The organism is Paenibacillus sp. YIM B09110 (genome assembly GCF_037167145.1).
GTDB lineage: Bacteria > Bacillota > Bacilli > Paenibacillales > Paenibacillaceae > Pristimantibacillus.
The window spans coordinates 23231-38100 of the sequence record NZ_JBANSP010000035.1 but is presented as its reverse complement, the minus strand read 5'-3'; the positions used below and the strand labels follow the sequence as shown (position 1 = coordinate 38100).

18 protein-coding genes are annotated in these 14870 nt (G+C 50.8%); 5 read left to right on the top strand and 13 right to left on the bottom strand.

Going from position 1 to position 14870, the window contains the following annotated elements; translation table 11 throughout:
- Positions 1 to 54 precede the first annotated feature (54 nt).
- Positions 55 to 474, bottom strand: coding sequence for an RrF2 family transcriptional regulator (locus tag V8F51_RS28875; RefSeq protein WP_337103971.1), 420 nt, complete (start codon positions 472 to 474; stop codon positions 55 to 57).
- Positions 475 to 778: 304 nt separating this feature from the next.
- Here V8F51_RS28875 and V8F51_RS28870 point away from each other — a divergent pair, with 304 nt between their 5' ends.
- Positions 779 to 985, top strand: a complete 207-nt coding sequence (locus tag V8F51_RS28870) for a hypothetical protein (RefSeq protein ID WP_337103970.1) — start codon at positions 779 to 781, stop codon at positions 983 to 985.
- Positions 986 to 1058: 73 nt separating this feature from the next.
- Here V8F51_RS28870 and V8F51_RS28865 read toward each other — a convergent pair whose 3' ends face one another.
- The 6 genes from V8F51_RS28865 to hisC all read right to left on the bottom strand — a co-directional run bounded on the left by V8F51_RS28865 (position 1059) and on the right by hisC (position 4832).
- Positions 1059 to 1754: a serine/threonine protein kinase gene (locus V8F51_RS28865; protein WP_337103969.1), complete on the bottom strand. Its 696-nt coding sequence runs from the start codon at positions 1752 to 1754 to the stop codon at positions 1059 to 1061.
- A 116-nt stretch (positions 1755 to 1870) separates the two neighbouring features.
- The gene (locus V8F51_RS28860) at positions 1871 to 2197 is read right to left on the bottom strand and encodes a DMT family transporter (protein WP_337103968.1); all 327 of its coding nucleotides are present in this window, start codon (positions 2195 to 2197) and stop codon (positions 1871 to 1873) included.
- A gap of 7 nt (positions 2198 to 2204) precedes the next feature.
- The gene (locus tag V8F51_RS28855; protein ID WP_337103967.1) at positions 2205 to 2585 is read right to left on the bottom strand and encodes a DMT family transporter; all 381 of its coding nucleotides are present in this window, start codon (positions 2583 to 2585) and stop codon (positions 2205 to 2207) included.
- 7 nt (positions 2586 to 2592) lie between these two features.
- The gene (locus tag V8F51_RS28850; RefSeq protein WP_337103966.1) at positions 2593 to 3198 is read right to left on the bottom strand and encodes a TetR/AcrR family transcriptional regulator; all 606 of its coding nucleotides are present in this window, start codon (positions 3196 to 3198) and stop codon (positions 2593 to 2595) included.
- A gap of 138 nt (positions 3199 to 3336) precedes the next feature.
- A complete protein-coding gene (locus V8F51_RS28845) occupies positions 3337 to 3771 on the bottom strand; it encodes a hypothetical protein (protein WP_337103965.1) in 435 nt (144 codons plus the stop codon).
- Positions 3771 to 4832: a histidinol-phosphate transaminase gene (gene hisC / locus V8F51_RS28840; protein ID WP_337103964.1), complete on the bottom strand. Its 1062-nt coding sequence runs from the start codon at positions 4830 to 4832 to the stop codon at positions 3771 to 3773. The genes V8F51_RS28845 and hisC overlap by 1 nt, the downstream gene beginning before the upstream one ends.
- 278 nt (positions 4833 to 5110) lie before the next feature.
- On the opposite strand from hisC, the gene V8F51_RS28835 reads away from it, so the two are divergent.
- Positions 5111 to 6667, top strand: a complete 1557-nt coding sequence (locus tag V8F51_RS28835; RefSeq protein WP_337103963.1) for a methyl-accepting chemotaxis protein — start codon at positions 5111 to 5113, stop codon at positions 6665 to 6667.
- A 57-nt stretch (positions 6668 to 6724) separates the two neighbouring features.
- On the opposite strand, the gene V8F51_RS28830 is transcribed toward V8F51_RS28835, so the two are convergent.
- The 5 genes from V8F51_RS28830 to V8F51_RS28810 all read right to left on the bottom strand — a co-directional run bounded on the left by V8F51_RS28830 (position 6725) and on the right by V8F51_RS28810 (position 10919).
- Positions 6725 to 7195 (bottom strand): VanZ family protein, encoded by a 471-nt coding sequence (locus tag V8F51_RS28830; protein ID WP_337103962.1) that lies wholly within the window; start codon positions 7193 to 7195, stop codon positions 6725 to 6727.
- The gene (locus tag V8F51_RS28825; RefSeq protein ID WP_337103961.1) at positions 7192 to 7926 is read right to left on the bottom strand and encodes a metallophosphoesterase family protein; all 735 of its coding nucleotides are present in this window, start codon (positions 7924 to 7926) and stop codon (positions 7192 to 7194) included. The genes V8F51_RS28830 and V8F51_RS28825 overlap by 4 nt, the downstream gene beginning before the upstream one ends.
- Positions 7923 to 8426: a GNAT family N-acetyltransferase gene (locus V8F51_RS28820; protein ID WP_337103960.1), complete on the bottom strand. Its 504-nt coding sequence runs from the start codon at positions 8424 to 8426 to the stop codon at positions 7923 to 7925. The genes V8F51_RS28825 and V8F51_RS28820 overlap by 4 nt, the downstream gene beginning before the upstream one ends.
- A 109-nt stretch (positions 8427 to 8535) precedes the next feature.
- Complete coding sequence (mobA, locus tag V8F51_RS28815) at positions 8536 to 9174, bottom strand: molybdenum cofactor guanylyltransferase (protein WP_337103959.1); 639 nt, start codon at positions 9172 to 9174, stop codon at positions 8536 to 8538.
- A 71-nt stretch (positions 9175 to 9245) separates the two neighbouring features.
- Positions 9246 to 10919, bottom strand: coding sequence for a glutamine--tRNA ligase/YqeY domain fusion protein (locus V8F51_RS28810; protein ID WP_337103958.1), 1674 nt, complete (start codon positions 10917 to 10919; stop codon positions 9246 to 9248).
- Between the two features lie 592 nt (positions 10920 to 11511).
- Between V8F51_RS28810 and V8F51_RS28805 the strand changes: the two genes are divergently transcribed.
- Genes V8F51_RS28805 through V8F51_RS28795 form a run of 3 tightly spaced genes read left to right on the top strand, consistent with a single transcriptional unit; the run spans position 11512 to position 14628 of the window.
- Positions 11512 to 12750, top strand: a complete 1239-nt coding sequence (locus V8F51_RS28805) for a hypothetical protein (protein WP_337103957.1) — start codon at positions 11512 to 11514, stop codon at positions 12748 to 12750.
- Positions 12662 to 13504, top strand: a complete 843-nt coding sequence (locus tag V8F51_RS28800) for a glycosyltransferase family 2 protein (protein ID WP_337103956.1) — start codon at positions 12662 to 12664, stop codon at positions 13502 to 13504. The genes V8F51_RS28805 and V8F51_RS28800 overlap by 89 nt, the downstream gene beginning before the upstream one ends.
- Complete coding sequence (locus V8F51_RS28795) at positions 13501 to 14628, top strand: glycosyltransferase family 4 protein (RefSeq protein ID WP_337103955.1); 1128 nt, start codon at positions 13501 to 13503, stop codon at positions 14626 to 14628. The genes V8F51_RS28800 and V8F51_RS28795 overlap by 4 nt, the downstream gene beginning before the upstream one ends.
- Here V8F51_RS28795 and V8F51_RS28790 read toward each other — a convergent pair.
- The gene (locus V8F51_RS28790) at positions 14600 to 14836 is read right to left on the bottom strand and encodes a hypothetical protein (protein WP_337103954.1); all 237 of its coding nucleotides are present in this window, start codon (positions 14834 to 14836) and stop codon (positions 14600 to 14602) included. The two genes, V8F51_RS28795 and V8F51_RS28790, sit on opposite strands and share 29 nt — an antisense overlap.
- Positions 14837 to 14870: the final 34 nt, after the last annotated feature.

Below are 14870 nucleotides of genomic sequence, written 5' to 3'. Positions count from 1 at the left end.
CCAAACAATGTGTATGATTAAGGGATAACCCGTCTCATCCTTACCAATTAGAAGCTACGAACAGGCGTGAATCTGGCCAAGCACGTCTTGAATCGTAATTGCGCTAAAATGCTCCTCCAGCTGCTTCTCCGCCTTGCAGAAAATGCCGAACATGACTTGATTCATATTCGATCCGACGACGCAATCCATCTCTGGATTGCCTGAGCACCAGCTAGGCATGAGCGACCCCTGCGCCATGACGCGGTAGATGTCGGCTAGCGTGACGATGCTTGGGTCAATGGTCAGACGATATCCTCCGCCAGAACCTTCGCGCGTATTCACGTATCCGCTTCGACGCAATGCGCTCATCACCTTGCGAACGCGTGCGGAGTGCGTACCGACATTATCGGCAATCATCTCGCTGCTCGCCATTCGTTCCGGCAAATAAGCCAAATATACAAGACTGTGTACGGCAATCGTAAATTCACTGTTCACTATGAACGGGCCTCCCTGCTTCTTACTGTAATTTTATCCGTTACAGTTGTATTTGTCAATAGCCAGGTGCACGCCGTTCGTCATTATATTGCGGTGCGCTGCGGCGAACTATTCTCTGCAAAAAGTGGAGAGGAGACAGACGCATAATTTTGCGAGCGGTTGTCATCATTTAGTGCCGTAACTGAATAAATATGAATTGTGCCGATTGCACAAAGGCTCCGAAGTAGTTTTGCTGCGCAAAACTAAGCTGATGCTTCCGATGCGAGTTTTGTCATACAAAACTTTAAAGGAGGTGAACACAATCATGGCATTTTGGAATCGATGGGTATCGATTCGTGCGGAGGGCGGATCGAGAACGGATCTGATTGATCGGCTGCAAGCGCATCTGAAGGCCGGCGGACTGAAATCGAAGATTACGAACGAGAGCAGCTCTGTGAAACGAATTCATGTATTGAAGAAAGATCTTGATCAAGCCAAGGCGCTGCTCGATGCGTTCGACAAAGAGCATTAGCCTGGGCAACGGAAGACGAAACAAATGAAGGCAGCGATCCGTATCGGAATCGCTGCCTTACTGTTGCCATTCGTTATGATTTGCTTATTCCTTGCGACGAGCGCCCGCCAAGCGGCGAATGCTTCATCCATCGATAGCCTTTGCGCACGCTGTTCATGACCCATTCAGGAATGGCAACTGTATGCTTGGATAAGAACGGCATATAAATACGGTTATATGCCTTCTTCAAGTCGTCCCACATCGCGCATGGCTCCTCCTTCAAGAAGTCGGATATGTCGACGACAATTCCTTTGCCGTCCGCTACCATAACATTTTTGCCATGAACGTCATGAGGAAATAACCCTTGGGAACGCGCATAATCGAGCGCTTGGTCTATATCGTCGATCACGCTCTTCGGGATTGTTATCCCTTCAAGCACGCAATTGTACAACGTTTTGCCTTGCAGCCTGCGCAATATCAAGTAGTAATGCCCTTCATGCTCGCCGGCATGGTAACAAGTCGAATAAGATGGATGATCGCCAATACGGCGATACACCTCGCACTCACTAACCCAGCCTTCACGGCCAGGCGCATATACTTTCACGGCAATATCCGCGTCATCGGGATGGTAGAATACGCTGGCATAGTTGCCTGCTCCAAGCAGCTTCCATTCCTTCGGCATCGCCTTCACATGTATCGGATTGCCCGGGTCTACGCTTTCGAGCTCAAGCTCTGCCAGAAGCGTATGCTTCATTTTATCGATAAATGATTCCAATCTTTGTGCATCCATAGGTGACAGAGCTCCCTTTCCTTACAATTCGTTTCCAGTCCCTTTCATTGTAAGGTGTTCCTCTGCAAAAATAAAGAGTTCACAAGATGAAACGGGCTCTCGCCGCTTAAGGCTGCTTAATGTCCGCCGCCGCTTACGACCTTCAGGCCGATTACCCCGGTTATAATCATTGCCAAAAACATAATTTTACGCCAATCCTTCGATTCCTTAAAAAGTACCATGCCGAGCACAACCCCGCCTACCGAGCCGATACCCGTCCATATCCCGTAAGCTGTACTGATCGGGATCGTCTGAAGCGCCTTCGACAAGAAGAAAAAGCTAACGAAGCCCGACGCGATCGCGCCGACTGTACCCTTCCATTTGCGAAAGCCGTCCGACAGCTTCATGAAAGTAACGCCGCCGACCTCCCCTAAGCCCGATAGGAGCAAAAATAACCATGCCATCTTATCGTCACGCCCTCTCCTGCTGTCTTAACTGCTCCGTGTGCGTTTCCTGCGAAGGGTCTTCCTTCTTGTCTTTAGAGACAAGCTTAAGTCCGACGATACCCGATATAAGCAGAACGATGAAGAACAACCGCCAGAAATCAACGGCCTCCTCAAGAAATAATATGCCTGCTATAACCGTGCCGACGGTTCCCATTCCCGTGAACATTGCGTACGCAGTCCCTATTTCAATAATCTGCATCGATTTGGCGAACAGATAGAAGCTCGCAGCGAGCAGCACTACCGTAATGATGCTCGGTACCAAAACTGTAAAGCCCTCTGAATATTTGAGCCCGAACGTCCAGCCCACCTCTAGAAAACCTGCCAATAACAAATAAATCCATGCCATTACCCATTCATCCTTCCTTGTTGTTAAGTGTCCATAGCTGCCATAGCGATTCCCACAGAAGCTGCTTGCGCTGTTCGAATAATGTGCTGTCATAAAACTGATATTCCACCAGCAAGCCGTCTACGAAAACATACAGCTCCGCGACCATCCGCTCTTCATCCCGATCGGCAAAAATGCCTTCTCCAGTCCCTTGGCGAATAATTTCAACAATCCGCTCCGACAATAGATCCTCATATTGAAGAAAGACAGTCCGTAGTTGCTCGCGCAAATGGCGCGGCGGCACGACCATCGTTCGCTTCAGAAACGCTTGACCGCTCGATAGGTGGGCGAAGTCGGAGAAGAAGTCGAATATACGATAAAGCTTGCGTTCGACCGGTTCATCCCGAAGCTGCAGCAAGAGTGTGTTGTAATGCTCCCACTCCTCATCGATTACCTGCTGCGTAAGCCTAAGAAAAAGCTGCTCCTTCGACTTGAAATGAGCGTATATGGAAGGCGTCTTGATGCCGACCTCCTTCGCAATCTGAGACATTGACGCGCCTTCATAGCCGGATTCCGTGAAATGGGTAAGAGCAGCCAGCTTAATCTTCTCCGGCGTCGTTAAGTTATCGTCCATGCCATCACTCCCATTCGACTAACGTTCGTTGCCTAACGAACGTTAGGGATCACTATATAATAGAACAGTAGATTCAATAAGTCAAAAAAAAAAGAGCCTCATCGGCTCCTCATCAGGTTTCCGATTAGACTCTTAGTGTTACACATCATTCGATTTTAATTTACGGGAAAAGAACAAGATGCCATTGACGATCATCCCCGCCGCCGTACCGCAGACGACCGAAACAAGATTCAGGATAAAAAAGAAAAACATCGCCAATCCATCACCGATCTCGCCCCCGCCCTCCGGCAGCAGGCCCGATATCGCAAACCCAATCACAAGGTTCAAAGGAATCCACAGCAGCACAATGAATACGGGAAAGTACCAGTGCCTGCTGCGGAACAGCCAAATAATCGGAACAGCAAATATTGCGGCTAACAGCATGCAAATGATGTAGCTATATTCGATAACAAATGCGGCGTAATAGGATGCGGCGTACACCGCATTCGTGACAAGCGCGAAGGCGACGCTGAGCAGCGAAGCATTCCGCGCCGAACGTTTGAACCATGCATACTTATCGCTCGTTTCCTCCATTACTCAGCCACGATTTCCTTAATAGCCAGCAGGAAAGCGTCCATTTCCTCATCCGTTCCAATGCTGATTCGCAAGTATTCATCGATGCGCGGCTGCGCAAAGTAACGGACGAGCACGCCTTTATCGCGAAGCTGCTGGAAGATCGACACTGCTGGCTTGTCCGGGTAAGAAGCGAATACGAAGTTTGCTTTCGAATCTGTGATCTTGAATCCAAGCTCAGCAAGCTCGCCCGCTACGCGGTCACGCGTACGGATAACTTTCTCCGTCGTCTCACGGAAATAAGCCTCATCCTGGAAGGCTGCTATCGCTCCAGCAAGAGCAAGTCTGTCCATTGTATAGGAGTTGAATGAATTTTTGATCCGATTCAGTCCATCAATAAGCTCCTCGCTGCCGAAAGCAAAGCCAACACGAAGTCCAGCGAGTGAGCGCGACTTCGAAAGCGTCTGAACGACGAGCAAATTCGGATATTGCGGGATTAGGCTAATCGCAGATTCGCCGCCGAAGTCGATGTAGGCTTCGTCGATAATGACCGCTTGGTTCGGGTTGCTGTCCAGCACCGTGCGGATATCGTCCAGCGACATCAGCTTGGCGGTTGGCGCGTTCGGATTCGGCAAGATGACGCCGCCGTTCTCCTTCGCATAATCGGCTGGATGAATCGTGAACGAATCATCCAAAGGAATGAGCTCCGATTGCAGTCCGTACAGCTTCGCGTACACCTTATAGAAGCTGTACGTAATGTCAGGATACAAAATCGTCTTCGCCGGATCAAAAAAAGCTGCAAAAGCGAACGCCAAAATCTCGTCCGAGCCGTTGCCCGCGAACACCTGACCTGCCGGCAGCTTGTAATAGTCCGCGACCGCTCCAATTAACGCTTCGCAGGTAGGGTCCGGATACAATCTCAGATCATCGCCTGCCGCCGCTTGAATAGCCTCGATAACCTTCGGAGACGGCGGATACGGATTTTCATTCGTGTTCAGCTTGATATACGTTTTATCTTTCGGCTGCTCGCCTGGAACATAAGGAACCAGCGAAGCCGTTAAAGGACTCCAAAATTTGCTCACAGAACAACATTCCTTTCAACTCATTAAAATGTTTGATTTTATTATCTTATCACTATTTATCGATTTATTTGTAACAAACGGTATATATATACCGATAATTTCCTCATAAACCGACTCCTATTCACTATAAATTTGCTATATACAACAATATTTCCCCCATATATAATAAATCCATCGCGATTAGGAAAAGTATTCCGATCGTTTTTCCGCAAGTGCAATACGGTTCACGCTTTGTTAAAAAGAGAGAGAAAACAAAATGATGCGCGGGAGTGGGAAAAATGAAATCATTGCGTCTAAAGCTATTTACGGGATTCGGAGTATTACTTGTTATGATCGTTGCTATCGTGATCGTCTGCTATGTGAACGTAGAGCAGTTCGTAACCAAGGTGGAGACGACGATCGAGCATGATGTGAAGCTGCTTAGTTATGACGAGAAGCTTAGCAAGAACGTTCAAGAACGAATCGCTTTGGTTCGCGGTTATCTGCTCTTCCATGAAGAGGATTACAAAACCCGGTTTCTAGCCTCTACGGAAGAGAGCAAGGAAGTACAGGAGTATATTTTGTCCACCGCTCATTCCGACGAAGTGGAAAGCTTGATTGAACAAAGCAAATCCTGGCGCGAGAACATCGAATCAACGCTATTTCCAGCTATAGAATCAGGCAACGATGAGCTAGCGCTGCAAATATTGCAAGACACGGTAACACCTATCGGAAGAGAACTCAGCACAGGCTTTGACGAGCTCGCTGCCAAGCGTGAATTACAGACGCAAGAGGCGAGCCAATCCGTCCTGCGCCACGGCAAGACGCTGGAGCTCATAATCGTCATCATCGCCGCTGTCGCCATCGTGCTCGGCATTCTGCTCGCTATTATGATGTCCGGCATGATTGTTGGACCTGTCCTTAAGATTGCAACGCGGATCCGAATGATATCCGAGGGCGATCTTCGCGGCGATGTATTAGCTATTCGCTCCAAGGACGAAGTCGGGCAGCTGTCTGCATCCGTCAATCATATGGTTGAACGACTGCGGGATTTGCTTGGCAGCACCGTTATCTCGTCGCAAAGCGTCGCAGCCGCTTCCGAACAAATCTCGGCCAGCATGCAGCAGATGGCCAGCACCAGCATCTCGCAGTCGCAGTCGACGCAGACCGTTAATGAGCTGTTCATGGAGCTGTCCAATTCCATTCATGACGTAGCGGCATCGGCGGAAGAAGCGGCAGAGCTGTCAGAGAAAACATCGGCTATCGCTACGCAAGGCGGCAACGTCGTCATCGAATCGATCGAAGGCATGAATGTCGTGAATACGAAGATGTCGGCGCTGGAGCAAGATTCCAGCAAGATCGGCGACATCATCTCCGTTATCGAGGACATATCGAGTCAGACGAATCTGCTTGCGCTTAACGCTGCTATTGAAGCGGCGCGGGCCGGCGATCAAGGACGCGGCTTCGCTGTCGTTGCTAACGAGGTCCGCAAGCTGGCTGAGCGCAGCAGCGATGCAACGAAGCAAATAACGGTTATCATCAAAGGGATGCAAAGCAATACGGTTGAAAGCGTACGCTCCGTCTCCGAAGCGATGCAGCAATCCAAGCAGATCGGACAAGCGTTCGACAACATCATACATATGGTGAATGAATCTTCCTCGCGCGTCACGAACATTGCCGCAGCTTGCGAAGAGCAAGTCGCTCAGTCTTCCACCGTATTCCGTTCGGTGCAGGAAATATCAGCTGCGTCGCAGCAGACAGCCGCTTCATCCGAAGAGACTGCAGCGACTTCCCAGTCGCTGGCTGCCCTGGCAGAGCAAATGAATGAATCGATTAATATATTCAAGCTTGCGTAGGTAGATAACGCGCTAACTCGGATGACCAGCCGGCGAGGCATTCCCTCGTCGGCTTCTTTATTTACCTTTTCCGTAGACAAAAAGCATAATATGCGTAAAGATCAGCCCGAGCAGCGCGCCAACCGTATTCAAGATAATATCGTCGACGTCGAAGCTGCCCACATGCGTGAGCATTTGAATAAGCTCGATGATCGCAATCCAACCAATCGTGAAGGCAGCAAGTCTAATCGGGTTCCGATATTTGACGCGTAAGAGCGGAGCGAAGATGCCAATAGGAATGAATAATACAATATTGCCGAATATATTGGTGAACCAAATGTTCCAATTCATATGATTGCGGTAATAAATATAATTTTTGATCGTATGGAGCGGAACGATATTGTATGAATAGCCGGCTCCATGGAAGCGATCGCGATATAGCAATAAATGGAACATAATAAAGACATAGATAAGTGCGGCAACCGTTAGCATCAGGTTAAATAGGATGCTTTTGCTGTAAGCCTTCTTGTACACGTTGCTTCGGATCACCTCGCAGCCGTGTTATTTTTCGGTTTGCCTCGCACCATATAGGTTCTAAAATCATTTCTGCCCCGAATCTCGAGACCATTCAGTTGATAACCGTTCGAGCAGCCTCCGTCAATACCGATCTTTCCGTCCCCGAACCAAATGTCAGACTTGCCGTGAATATCTCTCGTCTTCGTATGGCCGAAAACAACCGTCTTGCCGACACGCGTAGGCTGCTTGATGAACGGCTCTTTAATGTATAGAAAGTCACGCTCCGGCTGCTTCTTCCAATTGTCGAAGGCCGGGTTCAATCCCGCGTGGACGTAGATGAAATGCTCATCCTCGTGGTAGAGCGGCAAGCTGTCTAGGAAATCGAGATGGTGCATATAAGATTGCTTCACGGTCGCCTTCATTTGGGACAGCAGCTTATCCAAGGAAGAGTGGCTTCCATCCGCGTAGCTCTCTGCCGTTTGGCGTCCGCCATGACCCGTGAATTTATATAACGCCTGCTCGCTTCTCTCCAGCACCACATCAACGAAACGCTCGTCGTGGTTGCCCTTGATTGCGATCGCGCCGTCATCCTTCACCAGCTTGATGACCTGCTCCACGACCTCCCGGCTGTTCGGACCCCTATCGACAAAATCACCAAGCAGCAGCAATTGATCCTCGCCCGGCTTGTAGCTCATAAGCGCGAGCAGCTCGTTCAAAGCCCCGTGGCAGCCATGAATATCGCTAATGACTAATTTACGTTTCATATTCTTCTCCCCATAATCGCAAGATCACGCTCGATCCCGTCCAGTTCAGCCACCTTGGGAAGCAATCCCCACTCAGCGAAGCCGAACTTACGCAGCAAGGATAAGCTCGGTGCATTATGTCCGAATACGAATCCAAGCAGCGTGCGGATGCCGAGGCGCGGGCTCTCTTCTATCGCTCTGGCAAGCAATATCGAACCTATTCCCATCGAGCGGTATTCTTCCGCAATATAGATACTAATTTCTGCCGTTGCCTGGTAGGCGGGTCTGCCATAAAACGATTGGAAGCTGAACCATGCTGCGAGTTGTCCCTCTATTAGAAGCACCCACATCGGCCGCGACTCCGGCGAATGGTCGTCGAACCACTTCTGCTTGCTCTGGACGGTTGCCTCCTCCAGATCAGCCGTAACCATCCGGCTCGCGACGGTAGAGTTATAAATCTCGACGATACGCGGCAGGTCGCCGGGCTGCGCATCGACTATTTCGTACTGAAAGCTTTTCATTATGCTCACCTCGTACATGTTATCCCGTGATGTTATTTGTCGCTGCTTTTCTTGAAAGGCTCCCCTTCAGAATCGAATAACTGGGAGACCGTCCCGATTGCAATAGACTTCAGCAAGAAGGCCGCTCCTCTAGCTCGGAGATATAACGCGCGTATGCCTCAGGCGTATTCATATTCGTGAAAGCGATCGACGCTTCTTCTATCGTCGGCGTGACTTCAATCCTTGGCAATGCCGCAAGCAGGCGCATGAACCGGTAATCGCCGCGCTGTAGAGCCTCTTCCACTTGTACATGCACACTTGCTTCATAAAGAGCATGCATCGGCTGACCAGGGGCGTGTATTACACCCGCTCCCTCGCCGAATGACCTAGGCGTGTCTCGCAGCTTCTCCAGCAGCGGCAGTGAGATCGTCGGCATATCGCATGCAACGACGAACACCCAGCCTGTATCGATGGTTGCCAGCCCGGCATGCAGACCCGAGAGCGGACCGCAGCCCGGGTAACGGTCATACGCAAAGATTGTTTGCGGGGCGAGCTCGGCCAATGCGGCTTGGTATGATTGCTCGCGATCAGGCGAGCCTGCCGCAACCGTCACTTTCATCCCAAGTGCGGCAAGCTGCTTAACGAGAAGATAGAGCAACGGCTTCCCGTTGATTGGCAGGAGCGCCTTATCCGTCCCCATCCGCGAGCTCTGGCCTCCGGCAAGAACGAGGCCATGCAGACGACGCTGCTGTTGAGCATGATCGGTCATAGGCCTTCTCCCTCTCGGAAAATAACACAGCCTGCTTCGCAAATATGCTCGGCAGGCTGCAATGTGTCGTATTAAGCTTTAGTCGGGTCGAAGGAGCTTTTCAAGGAAACGATACGGTTGAAGGCCAGCTTCTCCGTCGTCGTGTCCTTCGGATCGACATTGAAATAGCCGTGGCGGAAAAACTGGAACTTGTCGCCGCCCGTCGCATCCTTCATATTCGGCTCAACAAAGCCTTGCAGCACTTCAAGCGAATTCGGATTGATACATTCGAGGAACGGCTTTCCTTCCTCTTCAGCTTCGTTCGTAATAAGCGGCTCATAAAGACGGAAATCGGCTGCAACCGCTTGTGACGCCTCCACCCAGTGAATGGTGCCCTTCACCTTGCGCTCATTGAAGCCGGAACCGCTCTTCGTGCGCGGATCATACGTGCAGCGGAGCTCGATTACATTGCCGTCAGCGTCCTTGATCGCCTCTTGGCATGTAATGAAGTACGCGTGCTTGAGACGCACTTCGTTGCCAGGGAACAGACGGAAGTATTTGCTCGGCGGATTTTCCATAAAATCGTCTTGCTCAATATAAATTTCGCGGGAGAACGGAATTTGGCGTTCGCCCATCGCTTCATTCTCGCTGTTGTTCTCTGCCGTCAGCAGCTCCGTTTGCCCTTCCGGGTAATTCGTGATAACGACTTTAAGCGGCTTAAGGACCGCCATCGTGCGGAGTGCCTTGAGCTTCAGGTCTTCGCGGATGAAGTGCTCCAGATTGCGCTCATCGACAATGCTGTTGCTCTTCGCCACGCCAATCTCGCGGCAGAACGCCCGAAGCGATTCCGGCGTATAGCCTTTGCGGCGAAGTCCGCTGATCGTCGGCATGCGCGGATCGTCCCAGCCGACAACGACTCCTTCGTCCACCAGTTGCTTCAGCTTGCGCTTGCTCATTACAGTGTTCGTCACGTTCAGACGAGCGAACTCGTATTGATGCGGCGTCGCTTCCATCTCGCATTCGGCAATCGCCCAATCATAGAGCGGACGGTGATCTTCGAACTCTAGCGTACAGATGGAATGCGTAATGCCTTCGATCGCATCGCTGATCGGATGCGCGTAGTCGTACATCGGGTAGATGCACCAAGCGTCGCCCGTACGGTGGTGATGGGCGTGCGAGATACGGTACAAGACAGGATCGCGAAGCGTAATGTTAGGCGAAGCCATGTCGATCTTGGCGCGAAGCACTTTCTCGCCGTCTTTGAACTCGCCTGCGCGCATACGCGCGAACTGATCTAGATTCTCTTCTACACTGCGGCTGCGATACGGGCTTTCCTTGCCCGGCTCGGTTAGCGTTCCGCGATACTCGCGCATTTCCTCGGCTGTCAGCTCGCAGACGTAAGCTTTTCCTTTTTTGATCAGAAGCACTGCGCGATTGTACAGCTCCTCGAAGTAGTCCGACGCAAAGCGAAGCTCGTCCCACTCGAAGCCCAACCAACGCACGTCCTCTTGAATCGATTCTACGTATTCCGTGTCTTCCTTAAGCGGATTCGTATCGTCGAAACGAAGATTCGTTTTGCCTTTGAATTCATCGGCAAGCTCGAAGTTCAAACAGATTGATTTCGCATGTCCGATATGCAAATAGCCGTTCGGCTCAGGGGGAAAGCGTGTGACGATTTCCTGTACGCGGCCGCTCTTTAAATCTTCGACTACGATGTTTTTAATAAAATTTGAGGATGATGACTTCGATTCCACTGCGTTTTCCATCAAGACCAACCTTTCCCTCGGAGAATATATATCCTACTATAATACACAAATTTCAGAGAAATTATAAGGTATCCTACTTAGCGATGAAATTCGAGGATGAGCGACCGCGTTTCAGAGGTAGGATACCATGCCAATTGGCCAATCTCTCTTTGAATTGCTAACGCAATTCAAAGAGAGATTGGCCAATGTGGTAATCCCATCTATTAAGGCAGCAATTCGAAGAGATACGACTGGGCTTCAGCGATAGTTGCCTTTTAGGAAACTAAATAGGCTGCCATACTGTCCAAACCCTGATTAGTTTGATTTAGGGACGCTATTAAGACGTTTTTGAGGAAATGCGAGCAATAGGTGAGTTTAAGAGCCTGAAATGCCGCTATTGATGCACATACGGAAGCAGCACCCGATTTAGCTTCCTATAATGATGCTAATGAAAACCCAAAATTGAGGGTGCTGAGATGACCAAGCTGATATAAATCTATTTGCATTCCCTCCCCGACTCGCGCATACCTTTCATAAAGCGCGCATCAAGCCTATGTACGGAAGTGGAATTCGAACGCCCCCATCTCTCTTAAGAACGGATGGTGAATCGACCTTGACGGCTTCTGTTCTTGTTATTTTTCCGGACGGCGATTGGCAGCAGTTCTCCCCGCTCTATCAACAACTGCTGCTCGGCTATACGAGTCAGCATCGCACTTATATCGTTACCGACCGAGCAGCAACCGATTATCCGGCTCATGCTGTCCTTATCCCGCTGGAGCAGCTTCATACGATTCCTTGGAACACAGCGGTTATAATCGTCATGAACCCTTACTGGCTTCACACCGCCCTTGCATGGTCCCCCCATCGGATTATCGTCTTGGATCATTTCCCAATTGAAGCGGAGAGCGCACTACTGTCGAAATGCCGCAAGCTGCTATGTGCAGCAGGACATCTGGTCATCACGAATAACGAGCTCTATTACTTGGAGCAATCGTTCCAAAGAGAAGATGTTTTCTTGCTTGATGGGAGCGACGAGGTGAGCGATTTGTTCGCGCGGCAGGCTTTTAGCTGGACGATCGGGGATTATATGGCGAGACCTCTCGTTCGGCTGCAGCAGCGATTCATTGCAGAGAGATATGCAAAATCGATCAAATCAAAACTCGAAAACAGTGCCAGTGAGCCCCTCAATGCGAGCGAGCTGTTTTTTCACGCCGTATTTCGTTATTTGGCTGATGATCTTAGCAAGTCCGAGGAAGAGCTTCTGCAAGCTTTTCAACTCGCCATATTGGAAGGCAATAAAGATGCGCTGACTGACTACTACCGCTTCCTGTCGGCGATTCAGCTTAAGAGCGGTGATACTTGGTCTGCTATTCGATCCTATAGCTATTCCGCTGTAACGGACGAGGACCGCCAGAAGGCTTATCTAATGGATGATTGGCTGCAAGAAGGCAAAGAGACGCTTGCCAAAGCATTGCTCTATCGGCTTAATGACGACTATCGGCAAGCTGTGCCCCTATTGGAGCCGCAGGCAAGCAGTGAACCGGTCGCCAGTAAGCTGCTTATTGAGGCTTATGTTCAGATCGGGCGTTTGGGAGCGGCGATGGAGCATATGGAGAAGCTTTCGATTCGTTCGATCGAGGAGCAGCAGCAATATGAATTGCTGCACGGGACTTATCTAATGATGCTGCAAGGCCGCAGGCATGAAGCGATTCACGCTTGGTTAGCGGCGGCGGAGAGCCGGGTCGAGGCGATTGGCAGCATCCTTGAGCTTAGCGAGCTGGATAACGCCATTCGTAAGCTTGCTGGAGCAGGAGCGGAAGCAAGCACCGAAGCCGAGAGCAGAGGGGAGTGAATCTACGATGGGAGAAGGGCGAATTTGGCGGCGCCGAACGAGCGGCAATAAACTAACTGCAATCATGCAGGTGCGCAACGAGCAAGGCCGCTACTTAGAAGCGGTGCTCGGCGAGCTATCCAGCTTCGTCGACGGGATCGTTATCGTAGATGATGCCAGCACAGACGATACGTATGACATTTGCCGCTCCTTCGATAAGGTGGAGAAGCTTGTACGGCTGGAAGAGCCTCTCTTCGAGCAGGAATGGAAGCTTCGCTCGCGGCTGTGGCAGGAGGCTGCCGATACCGAGCCTGATTGGGTGCTTTCCGTCGACGCCGATGAAATCTACGAGCAGCGCGCCAAAAAACAAATTCGCAGCCTCATCGATCAGGATCGGTACGATTGGGTTGCTTTTCGCATGTTCGATATGTGGGGTTCGCTTACGCATTACCGCGAGGATGAATGGTGGAATCTGCATAAACGCCATTCCATGACGCTTGTCCGTTACATGCCGGGGTATCCATACAGCTATCCGCAATGGGAGCATCACGTCCCGCGGCTTCCTCTTAGCTGCGCAGCATTGCAAGGTGTCGCTACCGAGCTTCGCATCAAGCATCTCGGCTGGGCGGGAAGCGAGGAGGAACGCAAGGCGAAGTATGAGCGCTATAAGCAATACGACCCGTATGGCAAATGGGGCAGCCTGGCGCATTATGAATCGATACTCGATTCGAAGCCGAATCTTATACGTTGGCGCGAGGAGGTAGATATAGGTTGAAGCAGACAACGGTTACGATATTGACACACAGCTTTCTTGACGGGTATACGCAAAATATTTCCCGACCGTTCGGCGGCGGACTGGAGCGGTACATTCTCTCCCTATGCCGCGTCATTGCCGCGATGGGTCTTCAGCCTATTGTCTATCAGCTATCCTACTTCGGAAGCTTCGACTCCGAATACGAGAGCATTCCCGTTCACGGCTGGACTTATGACACGGAGCGGATAGGCGCTGCCTTCGAGTCGATGGCCGCCGCGGCCGAGGGACTTATTATTTATGCGAGCTGCATATGGCAGCCCATTCGATACCGTCCCGGAAGCATCGGCATCTGCCACGGCATTAGCTGGGATCGGCAAGCAATGCCTCATCAAGCGAAGCTTGAGCTCGCCTCTGTGATTAATAACGCCGTCTCGCAATTGGATGTGGTCGTGTCGGTGGACTCGCAATTTCTAACCTACTGCCGGTCGGTGTGCGAATTTATAGATTCAAGACGTATCCCCCTATTGCCCAATTCAGTGGATACCGCTTGGTTCACCCCTCCAGCCGACAAGGATGAGGCGGGCGGACAAATGCTCCGTATCCTCTATCCAAGACGGCTTAGCTTCGAGAGAGGCATCGTCCCGATGATGCTGCTCGCCGATTCGATTCTTCGCGATTATCCGAATGTGATTATCGAGTTCGCAGGCGAGCTCGTAGAGAACACACCTGTTGCGGCCGCGTTCCGGCTTTGGCGTGATGCTCATCTCCATCAGGCTCGAATCGAGCAACGGGTATACGACTTCGACGATGTACGCAGCGCCTATGTCAACGCCGATATAGCCGTCATACCAACGATTTATTCTGAAGGAACGTCGCTCGCATGCCTAGAAGCGATGAGCTGCGGCCTTCCTGTCGTCGCCAGCAACGTAGGCGGGCTTAACGATATTGTGATCGATGGGCTGAATGGTCGCAAGACGTCTCCAAGCTCCGCTTCGCTTGAGGCTGCGGTTCGTTCATTGCTCGACAATAAGGAGGAAAGGCTTCGAATGGGCCGTATGGCGAGACAGACTGCTTTATCGTTCGACCACGGAAAGTGGGAAGCGGCATGGACGGCTATTATTGCGGAGCAGCTTGCCGATCATTGAACAGGATCCGCCTTATGCATGTATAGATGACAAAGTAGATGATGGCATTGATAACGGCTGCTATGAGGAAGAGGCTTCCTCCGCTTTGAAATATATTTTGTACGTTCATTTCGTCTATGAAGAAGAGCATAATAAATAGCGCCGCTGCAGCAACGTGCAGCACAAACTTAATGAAGATCGCGTACAACCGTTCCGACTTGACCATCATATGAATGACAAATGATACGGGAGCGCCTAACAAT

What these genes read in the sequence shown, in the direction of transcription:
- V8F51_RS28870 (WP_337103970.1), top strand. Translation starts at nt 779, where the DNA reads ATGGCATTTTGGAATCGATGGGTATCGATTCGTGCGGAGGGCGGATCG.
- V8F51_RS28865 (WP_337103969.1), bottom strand. Translation starts at nt 1,754, where the DNA reads ATGGATGCACAAAGATTGGAATCATTTATCGATAAAATGAAGCATACG.
- V8F51_RS28860 (WP_337103968.1), bottom strand. Translation starts at nt 2,197, where the DNA reads ATGGCATGGTTATTTTTGCTCCTATCGGGCTTAGGGGAGGTCGGCGGC.
- V8F51_RS28855 (WP_337103967.1), bottom strand. Translation starts at nt 2,585, where the DNA reads ATGGCATGGATTTATTTGTTATTGGCAGGTTTTCTAGAGGTGGGCTGG.
- V8F51_RS28850 (WP_337103966.1), bottom strand. Translation starts at nt 3,198, where the DNA reads ATGGACGATAACTTAACGACGCCGGAGAAGATTAAGCTGGCTGCTCTT.
- V8F51_RS28845 (WP_337103965.1), bottom strand. Translation starts at nt 3,771, where the DNA reads ATGGAGGAAACGAGCGATAAGTATGCATGGTTCAAACGTTCGGCGCGG.
- V8F51_RS28835 (WP_337103963.1), top strand. Translation starts at nt 5,111, where the DNA reads ATGAAATCATTGCGTCTAAAGCTATTTACGGGATTCGGAGTATTACTT.
- V8F51_RS28825 (WP_337103961.1), bottom strand. Translation starts at nt 7,926, where the DNA reads ATGAAACGTAAATTAGTCATTAGCGATATTCATGGCTGCCACGGGGCT.
- V8F51_RS28820 (WP_337103960.1), bottom strand. Translation starts at nt 8,426, where the DNA reads ATGAAAAGCTTTCAGTACGAAATAGTCGATGCGCAGCCCGGCGACCTG.
- mobA (WP_337103959.1), bottom strand. Translation starts at nt 9,174, where the DNA reads ATGACCGATCATGCTCAACAGCAGCGTCGTCTGCATGGCCTCGTTCTT.
- V8F51_RS28810 (WP_337103958.1), bottom strand. Translation starts at nt 10,919, where the DNA reads ATGGAAAACGCAGTGGAATCGAAGTCATCATCCTCAAATTTTATTAAA.
- V8F51_RS28790 (WP_337103954.1), bottom strand. Translation starts at nt 14,836, where the DNA reads ATGATGGTCAAGTCGGAACGGTTGTACGCGATCTTCATTAAGTTTGTG.